A 13,784-nucleotide genomic window follows, 5' to 3' on the forward strand; every position below is an offset into this window, starting at 1 on the left:
TACACGAAGAAACCCATGTGGGAGCGAGCCTGCTCGCGAAAGCGGTGTGTCAGGCAACATAGATGTTGGATGTGCCGCCGTCTTCGCGAGCAGGCTCGCTCCCACAGGGAATCTTCATTAGCCTTGAGAGTTTTGCAGGTGGTTCATGCTTGCGCCGATCGCCTGTTCGATGTCCACCAGGCCATGCACGCTGTCGGCAAACGGCTCGAACGACAGGTAGCCGCTGTAACCGCTGCCCAGCAAGGTTTCGATCTGCGCGGCATTGCCGAGGATGTCGCCCTCGCCCACCAACACCCGATGGCCATCGCGAATGCTGTTCAGCGGCGCTTCGGCATCCTCGACGCCAGAGATATGCACCAACCCCGTCAGCTCAGGAAAAAACTCCTGCTCACTGGCCAGGTGATGGTGAAAGGTGTCGTGGACCAGTCGGAACACATCCAGCCCGCCAATCGCCTTGATCGCATCCACCGCCGGCCGTTTGCGCCGCAGCGAACACTCTTCAAACCCCAACGGCTCGATAAACCCGAGAATCCCGTGATCGCGCAGGATCGGCGCCAGTTCAGTCAGCGCCGTGCGCAAACCCGAAGCGCGTTCGGCTTCGTTGCGCCTATCGGCGCGATCATTCAACGGGCACATCACCAGCCCCTGCGCACCGCAATCCCGGGCATACGCCGCCAGCTTCAACGCCTGGGCACGGCGCTCGTCATTCCACACATCAAACGGGTACAGCGCGTTGATCGACAGCACGGTGATGCCTTTGGCCGCGCACAGTTCACGCACGGTTTGAGGCGCGGTGCCGTCTTCGATCTCGATGCCTTTGAGGTCGTTGCGGATCTCGATGGCGTCGGCCTTGAGGGTCACCGCCAGGTCGATGAACGCCGGCAGGGACAAACGCGGGGCGACCATACGGTTCAGGGCGAAACGCAGGGGCTTGCTCATTATTGTTGTTCTCCGCAGGTGAATTATTTGGCGGTTGGCATGCTGAATTCAGGACCTTTGGCGATGCTGTCGGGCCAGCGCTGCATCACGCTTTTGTAGCGGCTGTAGAAACGGATGCCTTCTTCGCCATACGCGTGGTGATCGCCGAACAGCGAGCGTTTCCAGCCGCCGAACGAGTGCCAGGCCATCGGCACCGGGATCGGCACGTTGATGCCGACCATGCCGACCTTGATCGTGCGGGCAAACGCGCGGGCAATGCCGCCGTCGCTGGTGAAGCACGACACACCGTTGCCGAATTCGTGGGCGTTGATCAACGCCACGGCGCTGGCGAAGTCCGGCACGCGGACGATGCCCAGCACCGGGCCGAAAATCTCTTGCTGGTAGATGCTCATCTCGGGCGTGACGTTATCGAACAGCGTCGCGCCAACGAAGAAACCGTTCTCCGCGCCGGGCACCTTGAAGTTGCGTCCGTCGACGATCAACTGCGCGCCCTGGGCCACGCCTTCGCCGATAAAGCCTTCGACCTTGGCCTTGTGCTCGGCGGTCACTAACGGCCCCATGTCGCTGTCGCCGAGCATGCCGTTGCCGACCTTGAGCTGATCAATGCGCGGCAGCAACTTGGCAATCAACTGGTCGCCGACATCGCCCACTGCCACGGCAATCGAGATCGCCATGCAGCGCTCGCCAGCCGATCCATAAGCGGCGCCGATCAAGGCGTCGGCAGCTTGATCGAGATCCGCGTCTGGCATGACGATCATGTGGTTCTTCGCGCCGCCCAGCGCCTGCACGCGTTTGCCGCGAGACGTGGCTTGCTGGTGGATGTATTCGGCAATCGGCGTCGAGCCGACAAAGGAAATCGCCTCGACGTCCGGGTGTTGCAGCAACGCGTCCACCGCGACTTTGTCGCCCTGGACCACGTTGAACACACCGTCCGGCAACCCGGCTTCAGTCAGCAAACGCGCCATCAGCAGGCTGGCCGACGGATCGCGCTCGGACGGTTTGAGGATGAAGCAGTTACCGGTGACCAGCGCCAGCGGGATCATCCACAGCGGCACCATCACCGGGAAATTGAACGGCGTAACCCCGGCGCAAACGCCCAGGGGCTGGCGCAGGTTCCAGTTGTCGATGCCGCCACCGATGTTGTCGCTGAAATCGGTTTTCAGCAGGTTCGGCGCACCGCAGGCGTATTCGACGATTTCGATGCCGCGAGTGACTTCACCCTTGGCGTCCGACAGTACTTTGCCGTGTTCACGGCTGATGATTTCCGCCAGTTCGTTGTGGTGGCGGTCGAGCAGTTCCTTGAACTTGAACATCACCCGGGAACGACGCAGCGACGATTGTTCGGACCACGCAGGGAAGGCTTGCAGGGCCGAAGCAACCGCTTCGTCCACGGTCTTCTCGCTCGCCAATCCGACCCGCGCCTGTACCGCGCCGGTGGCCGGGTTGAATACGTTGCTGAAGCGTTCGCTGCCGCTGTCTTGCACCTGGCCGTTGATGTAATGGCCTAAAACCGGGGCGTTGCTCATTATTCTTGTTCTCCGTGCAAATGTTGGAATTCAGGCTGTTCAGTTCAAAGATCGAGCAGCCAGCTGTGCTGCGGATCGTTATGGAACTGCCAGACACGTTTCGGCCCGGCCATCACGTTCAGGTAATACGACTCGTAGCCGTACGGCACGCTGACCGGGTGGTAACCCTTGGGCACCACGACCAGATCGCTGTTTTCCACGGCCATGGCCTGATCGATGCTGCGGTCGTCGGTGTAGACCCGCTGGAACACAAAGCCCTGGGGTGGGTTGATCTGGTGGTAATAGGTTTCTTCGAGAAAGCTCTGGTGCGGCAGATCGTCGGTGTCGTGCTTGTGCGGCGGGTAGCTCGACGAGTGCCCGGACGGCGTACGCACTTCCACCACCAGCAGCGAATGGGCGGGCTCGGTGTCCGGCAGGATGTCGCAGACGTAACGGGTGTTGGCGCCCTTGCCGCGCACGCTGCGCTTCATGCTTTCGGGTCTGATCAGGCGTGGCCCGAGGTTGTTGGCGGTTGAGCCGGGAGCCGCGCACACGGCGATTTGCACATCGCTGAGCGCCACCACTTGCGCCTGACTGCCGGGCGGCAAGTACGCGGCAAACGGGGATTTTTCTTCGAACACCGATTGGCGATCACCGAGGTTGTCCCAGTCGAACGCGCCCTGCCCCGGTGCTTCGCCCTTGATACTGACTCGACCACTGAGCAGCACCAGGCACAGTTCTTTATCACCCGCCGACACCGGCAAGGTTTCGCCGAGGCTCAAGCGATAGGCCGCGAAACCGACGTACTCCAACTCACCTTTGCCCAGCTCGACCATGGTCCGGCCACGGGCATTGCTTTTAACCAGCAGGCTCATCACTTAATCCTCTCGTCGAGCAGTGCGCGCAAGGTGTCGAAGCCTTTCTTGGCGTAGACATAACTCGGTGCGACCGCTGGATCCTGTTCGGCTTCGACCACCAGCCAGCCGTGGTAATCGGCGGCCAGCAACACATCGAGCAAAGCGCCGAAATCGATGTCGCCATCCCCCGGCACAGTGAAAGTGCCGTTGATGATGCAGTCCGGGAAGCTCCACAAGTGGTTGCGCGCCAGTTGCACCACCGGTTTGCGCACGTCCTTGAAATGCACGTGGCAGATGCGTTCGATGTGTTTGCGCAGCACCTGCAACGGTTCGCCGCCGCCCATGTAGCAGTGGCCCGAATCGAACAGCAGGCCGACTTCGCTGCCAGTCAGCGCCATCAACTTGTCGATGTCCGCCGGGGATTCGACGTAAGCGCCCATGTGGTGGTGGTACGCCAGGCGCACGCCTTGGGACAGAGTGAAACGCGCCAGTTCGGTGAGCTTGTCGGCGTATTCCTGCCACGCCTGTTCGGTGTGGAAACGCGGGCGCTCGACCAGTGGAATGTGCTGGCCCTGGATCGAGTCAGCGACTTCGCCGTAGACCAGCACCGTGGCGCCATTCTTTGCCAGCAGCTCGACATGGCTGCCGATGGCGTCGATTTCCTCGGCCACCGAACGGCGGGCTAACCGGCTGGAATACCAGCCGGACACCAGCGCCAGATCGTAAGGCCGCAGCACGTCACCGACGCCTTTGGCATCCTTGGGGAATTTACCGTTGAGTTCGAAACCTTCGTAGCCGATTTCCTTGCCTTCGCTCAACGCAGTGCTCAGCGGCGTCTCGCCACCGAGGGACGGCAAGTCGTCGTTGCTCCAGGAGATCGGGTTGATGCCAATTCGGATAGCGGGCATGGCTGCACCTTTTATTGTTTTTACAAATCTGTAAGACCGACGCTGATCCCCTGTGGGAGCGGGCTTGCTCGCGAAGGCGGTGTGTCAGGCGACATTAATGTTGAATGTGCCGGCCTCTTCGCGAGCAAGCCCGCTCCCACATTGGGTTTTGCGGTGTTTGGTCAGGCGCGGGCCGTGCGCCAGGCATCGATCAATTCGACAAACGTGCCCTGCACCTGGCGGATCAACGTTTCATCGTCGATTTCCCCCGCCATCCACGCCCGGCTCGGCTCCTGGAAAATCGTGCGGCCCACGGCAAACCCGCGGCAGGTCTGGCTCTGGCTGGCCTGTTGAAAGCCTTCGGCCAACGCCGCCGCCGGGGCATTCAGGCCCAACAGCACAACCCCACGGCAATACGGGTCACGCTCCTGAATCAACTCATCGAGCTGTTTCCATTCCTCGGCACTCTGCGCTTCGATCTTCCACCACGCCGGGTAAATACCCAGGTTGTAGAGGCGTTTCAGCGCGCGATACAGCACGTCCGGATGAGCCGATGGATGATCCTTGGGCGGGATGATTTCCAGCAGCAGTTCATGCCCGCTGACCTGGGACGCCTGGTACAAACCCTTGATCTGCGCTTCCTGTTCCAGACGCAACAGCGGCTCATCGTCGGGATGAAATTGCACCAGGCACTTGATGATTTGTTCCTGCGGCCAGGCAATCAGGTTGCTGCCGATGGAGCGCCCGTGCTCGAAAGCCAGAGGCCGCGAACCCTGGACTTCCACCGGCCGCGCCACCCACCAGCCACGACCGGTGGCGGCGTTCAGCGAGTCCTGGCCGAAACGTTGATCCGCCAGCAACCCGACATCAGCTTCGATGCCTTGAGTGCGTAAATCAGCTTCGACCCGTTCCACGGCTTTGATAAACAGTTGCTTGAGTTCGCCAATCGCATTGAGGTCGCGACCGCCCTTGTGCGCCAGTTCCACCAGTTGCCCGCGATGGTCGAAGGCGAAGATGAACAGTTGCTTCCACTGTTTGCGCGGCACGCTGACCTGATGCAGGCGTTGCAGGGTAGCGTCCTGATCCGGCCGGGTGATCGGCACCGGGCTGTTGAACAGATAGTCGAGTTCGGCGCGGGTCGGCATTGCCGGGGCGCAGGCGTGGCGCGACACCACCAGCCCACCGCAGGCATTGGCCAATTGGCAGCAACGCTCGTCGCTGGCGTCTTCCAGCCAACCGGCGAGGAAACCCGACATGAAGGCATCGCCGGCACCCAACACGTTGAGCACTTCGACGCGCACACCAGGGTAGATCGCGCCGTCTTCAAGACGCACCGGAATCACTCCGTGAATCACCGTGCAACCTTGCGGGCCGAGCTTGACCACCAAGGTCGCGTCACTCAAACGCCGCACGTTGCGCAACGCGGTGAGCAAATCCTCGGAACCGCCGGCAATCAAAAACTCTTCTTCGGTGCCGACGATCAAGTCAAAACGCGGCAGGATTTTCTGCACGTGCTGGCTGACGTTCTGGTCAGCGACGAAACGGGTTTCACCGTCCGCCTTGCCGGCCAGGCCCCAGAGTACCGGGCGGTAGTCGATGTCGAGAATGCGTTTGACGTTGTGCTTCTCGGCGTAATCCAGCGCCTGGATGCTCGCCTTGTACACGCCGTCGGTGGAGAAATGAGTGCCAGTGATCAGCAAGGCTTTGCTGGAGGCAATAAAGGCTTCGCTGATGTCTTCGGCCCGCAGCGCCATGTCGGCGCAGTTTTCGCGGTAGAACACCAACGGGAAGGTTTCGCGGTCCTTGAGGCCCAGCAGGACCATGGCGGTCAGGCGTTCCGGATCGACCTTGATGCCGCTGACATCACAGCCTTCGCGGGCCAGGGATTCGAGGAGGAAGCGGCCCATGTGGTCGTCGCCTACCCGGCTCAGCATCGCCGACTTGAGGCCCAGGCGTGCGGTGCCGAAGGCGATGTTGGCGGAGGATCCACCGAGGTATTTGGCGAAGCTTGAAACATCTTCCAACCGCGCCCCGACTTGCTGCGCATAGAGGTCGACGCCAAGGCGCCCCAGGCAAATCAGATCCAATTGACGCCCACTGGCAAAACGAGTCTGGCCCATGCTGGCTCCTGTTATTTTTATCAGCCTGCGTTCGGGACGATGGACGTGCCGAACACTCTTGGTGGATGCAGACTAAAACGACCGGGACCGAACAATCAATATTTATTCTATATATTTTTTAAGTGGAATATTTTTTCCAATAAACTCCGGTACGAGCGTTCCAGACGTGGTTCATCGTTTCAGCAGGCCGCTTGCCGTCGGCAAGCTCAAGATTTTATTCCGGCCTACCCTGTAGACTGCGCACAGCCAACCTATTGTCAGGGGATGACCGATTCGTCATTCCTATAAGAACAAGCCAGAAGGATTTCCTATGTCCCGCACCGATCAGCCGGCTACGACCGAGAGCACGCCCGAGAGCGACCTCCAGAGCCCACCGATCAATGCCGAGCGATTGCTGCAGCTGATCACCAACGAATACGAAAGCCTGCCGCGCCAGCTCAAACGCATCGCCAGCTACATGAGCCAGCAAAGCGACCGGATCATGGTCGACCGCATCAGCGACATCGCCCGTGAATGCGAAGTGCACCCCTCGGCCATCGTGCGGTTTTCCCAGCGCTTCGGTTTCAGCGGTTTCAGCGAGATGCAGGCGCTGTTCCGCGAGGCGTACACGCACAAGACCACGCCGGTGCAGAACTACCAGCAACGCATCCGCAGCATGATCGCCAACAAGTCGCAGAAGGCCAGCGGCGGCGACCTTGCGCGCGAATGCGTCAACGCCACACTGTCGGGCATCGAACGCCTGGGCATGGAACTCGACGACGTCGCCTTCGACAAAGCCGTGGATCTCGTAGTGAATGCCGACAACATCTACGTGGTTGGCGTGCGCCGCTCGTTCGCCGTGGCCGATTACCTGGTCTACAACCTGCAACACACCAACAAGCGCATTCACCTGGTGTCCGGCCTCGGCGGCAGCTACCGCGAGCAGATGCGCAGCGTGCGCGCCAACGACCTGGTGATCGCCATCAGCTTCACGCCCTACGGCAAGGAAACCCAACACTGCCTGCGCATCGCCCAGCATCATCAGGCGAAAACCCTGATCATCACCGACAGCAACCTTTCGCCGCTGGCCAAGCGTGCGAGCACGGTGTTGCTGGTGAATGAAGGGAGTTCGTTTGCGTTTCGCTCGTTGAGTGCGACGTTGTGTTTGTGTCAGGCGTTGTTTATTGCAGTGGCGTATCGGTTGGAATTGAAGGTGGATGAGATTCATGAGCAGGTTGGGTTTGAGGATTAGCGCCGGGATATTTGCAGTGTTCTGAACCTCGGCTAAGGTAGTCCATCCCGAAATGGACATCTGAAGGAGAGGTTTATGAAGCTGATCGGCATGCTGGATTCGCCCTATGTCCGCCGCGTGGCCATTTCTGCCCAACACCTGGGCATTGCGCTGGAGCACGACTCGGTGTCGGTGTTCCGGCATTTCGAGCAGTTCCAGCAGATCAATCCGGTGGTCAAGGCGCCGACGCTGATACTCGATGACGGTGAAGTGTTGGTCGATTCGACGCTGATCATTGATTACCTCGAAGCGCTGGCCGGGCCTTCTAAAAGCTTGATGCCGAGCGATTTGAAGCAACGCCTGCGGTCGTTGCGGGTGATCGGGTTGGCACTGGCGGCGTGCGAGAAATCGGTGCAGCTTTACTACGAACGTAACCTGCGGCCGGCGGACATTCAGTATCAGCCGTGGGTCGAGCGGGTTGAAGGGCAACTCGCTGCGGCCTATTCGGCGCTGGAGCGGGAGCTTTCGAAGCAACCATTGCCGGGTGGTTCCGCGATTGCGCAGGACGGGATTACCGTGGCGGTCGCGTGGAGCTTCACCAACCTCGTGGTGCCAGATCAAGTCGATGCCTCGCGCTTCCCGCAGATCGCCGAGTTCACCGCGCAGGCGGAAAAGCTTGAGGCGTTCATCGCTACCCCGATAATCTGAGCCGCCCTTCTCCACGGATTCGCTCATGACCGCCGCTGAAACCCCTGCCCCGGCGCTGAAGGAAATCTTCAACGCCGAGCGCCTCAAGCACATCGCGACCGAAATGTCGGCGGTTTACCCGGCGTTCAACGCGAAGGCCTTCCTGAAAATGGCCAATGAAGGCCTGGCTGACCTGTCGATCATGCAGCGCATGGCGCGGGTCAGCGAGTGCCTGCACGCGGTGTTGCCGCTGGGGTATGAAGAGTCTCTTGAAGTGCTGCGCGCCCTCGCCCCTCGGCTGAACAGTGGGTTTGTCAGCATCTCCCTGCCGCATTACGTCGCGATGTACGGCGCGCATGACTTTGAACAGTCGATGGAAGCGCTGAAGTTTTTCACCTCGTTCGGTTCATCCGAGTTTGCGATCCGGCATTTTCTGCGCAGTGATCTTGAGCGCTCGTTGGCGTTGATGCAGGTGTGGTCGAGGGATGAAAACGAACATGTACGCAGGCTGGCCAGCGAAGGCAGTCGGCCGCGATTGCCGTGGTCGTTTCGGCTGGAACCGATTCAGGCTGACCCGACGCTGGCGGCGGCGATACTCGATAACCTCAAGGCGGATGAAAGCCTGTATGTGCGCAAATCTGTCGCCAATCACCTCAATGACATCACCAAGGATCACCCGGAGTGGGTGCTGGATTTGATTGAGGGTTGGTCGCTGGAGAACAAACACACCGCGTGGATTGCCAAGCATGCACTGCGCAGTTTGATCAAACAGGGGAATCAGCGAGCGTTGGCGGTGATTGGGGCTGGTGGGAAGCCTGAGGTTGAGATTGTCGGGGTGAAGGTTGAGCCGGCGGTGATTCGGCTGGGGGAGAAAATCACGCTTTCGTTTAGCGTGAAATCCACAGTGGCTGAGAGTCAGCGGTTGGTGATTGATTATGCGATTGATTATGTGAAGGCCAATGGCGGGACTTCGGCGAAGGTGTTCAAGCTGAAGGCCCTGACCCTGCCCGGTCATGCTGTTGAAATGGTCAGCCGTGGGCAGCAAATCAAAGAACTGACCACGCGTAGGCATTACGCGGGTGCGCATGCCGTGCACATCATGGTGAATGGTGAGTTGATGGCCAGCACCTCTTTCGAAATCCTTCCCTGAAACACAATCCCCGTAGGAGCTGCCGAAGGCTGCGATCTTTTGACTTTGCCTTTTAAAAACAAGATCAAAAGATCGCAGCCTTCGGCAGCTCCTACAGTGGCAGCGTACGCCGCAAATGTAGGAGCGAGGCTTGCCCGCGAAGAACGATGACGCGGTGTGTCAGGCCCGACGCCTTCGCGAGCAAGCTTCGCTCCTACAAAGGCTTGTGGTTATCCAGTACGCGATTGGCCGCCGCCTCTCCCATCAGCAGCGACCTATGCAACACCAACAACGTATGGCGTCGCGGGCCTTCCTCCAACTCGACGAGATCGTTGACCATCTTGCAGGCGGTTGAAAGCGACTCATAGACCTCAACCAGCAACGCTTCGTCATCCACCGCTGCGTCGATGGTGAAAATGGTGCCGGGTCTGCGGGGCGGTATCTGCGCTTTCGTCGCCCCGGGATTGAGGTAGATCTTGAGCGCGCGGTCGGCCGCCACTTTCATTTTATTGGGGTCAAGATCAAAAGAGGCGTCGTAGGGTACTGGATCAGTATTCGGGGGATTGGGTGTTGGTTTGAACATGGATGGAACCTCTGGCACGAATGTTAAAGGAGCCGTCACCCTTGCTACCAAACGAAGGTGGCGGCCATACGTGGGTTGGTAGACCGGTCGTACCAGAACCCGGCGCTCACAAAGGAGCCCCACGCATGACCACCATAAGGTGTCGCCATGCGGCTGATAACGAGGCGGGCTACCAAACCCGATCACCGTTTTGCAGTGACCCGGAAACGATATAGCCCACCCCATAGCCGCACAAGCCGGCCGATTCTGGCGTACGCGTAGGCAACGGCGCAAGGCGTTGTAGCCGTTTATGACGTAACACCGGGTGTCTTTAAACACTCGCCATTAAACATGTTTAAGCGGTGCCAGAGCTGACGCCTTCGCGAGCAAGCCCGCTCCCACAGGGGATATGTGGCGGCCACAAATCCTGCAAACAACACCGAACCAATGTGGGAGCGAGCTTGCTCGCGAAAGCGGTATTTCAGCTACCGAAGATGCGTCGGCTGTACCGGCACCTTCGCGAGCAAGCTTTGCTCCTACAGGGGTCTGTGTCGGCCACAAATCCTGCGAACAACACCAGACAAAAATGTGGGAGCGAGCCTGCTCGCGAAGACGTCGGCAGAGACAACATCCATGTAACGGTATACCGCCTAAAGTAGCCTCACTTTTTAGCACTCGCCAAATAATGCGCCACCAACGCATTCGCATGGCCATGCCCCATCCCATGCTCATCTTTCAGCCACGCCACCATTTCCATATGCTTCTTCCCGCTCACTGTTTCGAGCAACCCCAGCCAGTGAGAGATGGGCTGGCCGTACTTTTTTTCAATGGAGGGGAAGTACGACGCCGGGCCTTTCACTTTTGTATCTTCGGTCATGCTGCAAGCTCCCTTTATCGCGACGGAGTGTCGGATAACGCTCCTTGTCGGCATGAAATAGAGTGGACGCCAAGTGTGGTTCCGGCAAATCCCTGCTATGTCCTCACGCTCCCGGATTGAAACGCGATCCCCTGTAGGAGCTGCCGAAGGCTGCGATCTTTTGGTGTCTGTGATGATGCCGCGGGATCAGGATCAAAAGATCGCAGCCTCGTTTCACTCGACAGCTCCTACAGGGGATTGGTGCGCCGGTCAGGTTGGGCCCAGCAGCAAATCCTGCTCGCGCTCACACAACTCCACCACGTAATCCCACAACACCCGCAGCCGCACCGACTTGTGCAACTCCCGCCGCGTGCTGATCCAGTAGCTGCGCTGAATGCTCTCCTCCGGCAACAACGGCACTAGTTGCGGATCATCAGCAGCCATGTAACACGGCAGCACCGCGATCCCCAGCCCCGAGCGCGCGGCCTGTTGCTGGGCGATGACGCTGGTGCTGTGGAACACGACTTGGGGGTTGCGGCAGAAGCTGTTGAGGAACATCAGTTCCTGGCTGAACAGCAAGTCGTCGACGTAGCCGATCCAGGCGTGGCGGCCGAGGTCTTCGCGGCTGTTGAGCGGTGGTGCCTTGTCGAGGTAAGCCTGGCTGGCGTAGAGCGCCAGGCGATAGTCGGTGAGTTTGCGCGTGACCAGCATGTCGGCGGCCGGGCGTTCGAGGTGGATGCTGATTTCGGCTTCGCGGTTGAGGATGCTGACGAAGCGCGGCACGGCGACCAGTTCCACTTCGAGGCCGGGGTAGCGTTCGAAGAGGCCGTTCATGCGGCTGGCGAGGAACATGATGCCCAGGCCTTCGGTGACGCCGACGCGGATTTTGCCCAGAGGCGCGGTGGATTGGGTGATTTCTTCCTGGGCCAGCAGCGCGACGTTTTCCATGGCTTCAGCGTGTTTGAGCAGCGCCTCGCCGGCCGGGGTCAGTTGGTAGCCTTGGGCGTGCTGGACGAACAACGCGGTGCCGAGGCTCTTTTCGATGGCCTCGATGTGCCGGGCCACCGTGGCGTGGGTGGTGTTCAAGCGCCGGGCGGCGGTGAGCAAGCGGCCGCTGCGTTGCAATTCGAGAAAAAACCGCAGGTCATTCCAATCGAACATCAGGCTTCCTTAGGGCTAAGCTGTCTGAAAACGCACAGCGGCTGCGCAAAAACTAACATTCTTTATACGAAAGCTAACAACTAGGATGAAGCCCAACAACAAAAACAATACGAGGTAAGGGATGCAGACCTCCCTGGATGAATTCGATTACATCGTGGTCGGCGCCGGGCCAGCCGGGTGTTTGCTGGCCAATCGATTGTCGGCCAACCCGCAACACCGGGTGCTGCTGCTCGAAGCCGGCGGCCGCGATAATTACCCCTGGATTCATATTCCCGTGGGTTACCTGTTCTGCATCGGTAACCCGCGCACCGACTGGTGCTTCAAGACCGAAGCGCAAACCGGTCTGCAAGGCCGAACGCTGAGCTACCCACGGGGCAAAGTGCTCGGCGGCTGTTCCTCGATCAACGGCATGATCTACATGCGCGGCCAGGCCGGCGACTACGACGGCTGGGCGGCGGACGGCAATCCGGGCTGGTCCTGGAAAGACGTGTTTCCGTTATTCAAACAAAGCGAAAACCATTTTGCCGGCGACTCGGAATTTCACGGCGCCGCTGGAGAATGGCGGGTCGAGCGTCAGCGGTTGTCTTGGCCGATTCTGGATGCGTTTCGCAGCGCCGCCGAACAAAGCGGTATCGCCAGCATTGACGACTTCAACCAGGGCGACAACGAAGGTTGCGGCTACTTTCAGGTGAATCAGAAGGCCGGGATTCGCTGGAATGCAGCCAAGGCGTTTCTCAAACCAATCCGTCATCGCGCCAATCTCACGGTGTTGACTGAAGTTGAAGTGGACCGTGTGTTGCTGGAAAACGGCCGCGCCTCTGCGGTCCTCACCCGTTGGCAAGGCCAGGCGAAAACCTTCAAGGCCCGCAAGGAAATCGTACTGTGCGCCGGCTCGGTGGGTTCGCCGAGCATCCTGCAACGCTCCGGAATCGGCCCGCGTCCACTGCTGCAACGCTTGGGGATTGGCGTGGTGCATGAGCTGCTGGGGGTGGGCGGCAATCTGCAGGATCACCTGCAATTGCGGCTGATCTACAAACTGGAAAACGCCCGCACACTCAATCAAATCGCCGGCACGGTGTGGGGCAAGATGGGCATGGGCCTGCGCTATCTGTATGACCGCAGCGGCCCGCTGTCCATGGCGCCGAGTCAGTTGGGCGCGTTTGCGCGGTCGGGGCCGGAGCAGGCTTCGGCGAATCTTGAATACCATGTGCAGCCGCTGTCGCTGGAGCGTTTTGGCGAGCCGTTGCACCCCTTCCCTGCGTTCACGGCGTCGGTGTGTGATCTGCGGCCGCAGAGCCGTGGGCGCATTGAAATTCGCAGTGCCGATCCGCAGGAAGCGCCGTTTATTCAGCCTAACTATTTGAGCCATCCCGAGGATTTGCGGGTGGCGGCGGACGCCATTCGCCTGACCCGGCGCATTGTTGCTGCGCCGGCACTGGCAGCGTTTAAACCGGTCGAGTATTTGCCGGGTGACAGTTTGCAGAGTGAAGAAGAATTGCACGAAGCGGCTGCGCGGATTGGCACGACGATTTTCCATCCGGTGGGTACTTGCCGGATGGGCAATGATGCGGACGCGGTGGTGGATGCGCAGCTTAACGTGCATGGCATTCCGGGGCTGCGCATTGCCGATGCGTCGATCATGCCGCGTATTACCTCGGGCAACACGTGTTCGCCTACGCTGATGATTGCCGAGAAGGCTGCGCAGTTGATGCTCAACCCGACTGTTGCCACTAACCCTGTGGGAGCGAGCTTGCTCGCGATGACGGTGTGACATACAAAATCAATGTTGGCTGACCCACCGCTATCGCGAGCAAGCTCGCTCCCACAAGATCGAAGTACACCCCGCTTTATGGATAAACGCGGCATCCGCC

12 protein-coding genes are annotated in these 13,784 nt (G+C 59.7%); 4 read left to right on the plus strand and 8 right to left on the minus strand.

The annotated features are described in order from the left end of the window. Positions 1 to 117 precede the first annotated feature (117 nt). The 5 genes from LOY68_RS18670 to LOY68_RS18690 all read right to left on the minus strand — a co-directional run bounded on the left by LOY68_RS18670 (position 118) and on the right by LOY68_RS18690 (position 6,308). Positions 118 to 939: a TIM barrel protein gene (locus LOY68_RS18670; protein ID WP_265039014.1), complete on the minus strand. Its 822-nt coding sequence runs from the start codon at positions 937 to 939 to the stop codon at positions 118 to 120. 23 nt (positions 940 to 962) lie between these two features. Further along, entirely contained in the window at positions 963 to 2,465 is a 1,503-nt protein-coding gene (locus tag LOY68_RS18675) for a CoA-acylating methylmalonate-semialdehyde dehydrogenase (protein WP_265039015.1), read from the minus strand. 44 nt (positions 2,466 to 2,509) lie between these two features. Next, complete coding sequence (gene iolB, locus LOY68_RS18680; RefSeq protein WP_054052847.1) at positions 2,510 to 3,319, minus strand: 5-deoxy-glucuronate isomerase; 810 nt, start codon at positions 3,317 to 3,319, stop codon at positions 2,510 to 2,512. Continuing rightward, positions 3,319 to 4,209 carry a myo-inosose-2 dehydratase gene (gene iolE, locus LOY68_RS18685; protein ID WP_054614392.1) on the minus strand — a complete coding sequence of 297 codons (891 nt, stop codon included), beginning with the start codon at positions 4,207 to 4,209 and terminating at the stop codon, positions 3,319 to 3,321. Before iolE ends, iolB begins: the two co-directional genes overlap by 1 nt. Before the next feature lie 161 nt (positions 4,210 to 4,370). Continuing rightward, positions 4,371 to 6,308 (minus strand): bifunctional 5-dehydro-2-deoxygluconokinase/5-dehydro-2-deoxyphosphogluconate aldolase, encoded by a 1,938-nt coding sequence (locus LOY68_RS18690; RefSeq protein ID WP_054614391.1) that lies wholly within the window; start codon positions 6,306 to 6,308, stop codon positions 4,371 to 4,373. Positions 6,309 to 6,618: 310 nt separating this feature from the next. Here LOY68_RS18690 and LOY68_RS18695 point away from each other — a divergent pair, with 310 nt between their 5' ends. From LOY68_RS18695 to LOY68_RS18705, 3 genes are all read left to right on the plus strand, one after another. Next, positions 6,619 to 7,539 (plus strand): MurR/RpiR family transcriptional regulator, encoded by a 921-nt coding sequence (locus LOY68_RS18695; RefSeq protein WP_054052853.1) that lies wholly within the window; start codon positions 6,619 to 6,621, stop codon positions 7,537 to 7,539. 75 nt (positions 7,540 to 7,614) lie between these two features. Further along, positions 7,615 to 8,226: a glutathione S-transferase gene (locus tag LOY68_RS18700; protein ID WP_265039018.1), complete on the plus strand. Its 612-nt coding sequence runs from the start codon at positions 7,615 to 7,617 to the stop codon at positions 8,224 to 8,226. Between the two features lie 25 nt (positions 8,227 to 8,251). Continuing rightward, the gene (locus LOY68_RS18705) at positions 8,252 to 9,355 is read left to right on the plus strand and encodes a DNA alkylation repair protein (protein ID WP_265039020.1); all 1,104 of its coding nucleotides are present in this window, start codon (positions 8,252 to 8,254) and stop codon (positions 9,353 to 9,355) included. A gap of 193 nt (positions 9,356 to 9,548) precedes the next feature. Here LOY68_RS18705 and LOY68_RS18710 read toward each other — a convergent pair whose 3' ends face one another. From LOY68_RS18710 to LOY68_RS18720, 3 genes are all read right to left on the minus strand, one after another. Further along, a complete protein-coding gene (locus LOY68_RS18710; protein ID WP_265039022.1) occupies positions 9,549 to 9,917 on the minus strand; it encodes a DUF6124 family protein in 369 nt (122 codons plus the stop codon). 640 nt (positions 9,918 to 10,557) lie between these two features. Continuing rightward, the gene (locus tag LOY68_RS18715) at positions 10,558 to 10,773 is read right to left on the minus strand and encodes a DUF4287 domain-containing protein (RefSeq protein WP_163914353.1); all 216 of its coding nucleotides are present in this window, start codon (positions 10,771 to 10,773) and stop codon (positions 10,558 to 10,560) included. Between the two features lie 249 nt (positions 10,774 to 11,022). Further along, positions 11,023 to 11,913, minus strand: a complete 891-nt coding sequence (locus LOY68_RS18720) for a LysR family transcriptional regulator (RefSeq protein ID WP_265039024.1) — start codon at positions 11,911 to 11,913, stop codon at positions 11,023 to 11,025. Between the two features lie 121 nt (positions 11,914 to 12,034). Here LOY68_RS18720 and LOY68_RS18725 point away from each other — a divergent pair, with 121 nt between their 5' ends. Further along, positions 12,035 to 13,684 carry a GMC family oxidoreductase gene (locus tag LOY68_RS18725; RefSeq protein WP_265039025.1) on the plus strand — a complete coding sequence of 550 codons (1,650 nt, stop codon included), beginning with the start codon at positions 12,035 to 12,037 and terminating at the stop codon, positions 13,682 to 13,684. Positions 13,685 to 13,784 lie beyond the last annotated feature (100 nt).

It is taken from the genome of Pseudomonas sp. B21-053 (assembly GCF_026016365.1).
Classification (GTDB): Bacteria; Pseudomonadota; Gammaproteobacteria; order Pseudomonadales; family Pseudomonadaceae; genus Aquipseudomonas; species Aquipseudomonas nunensis.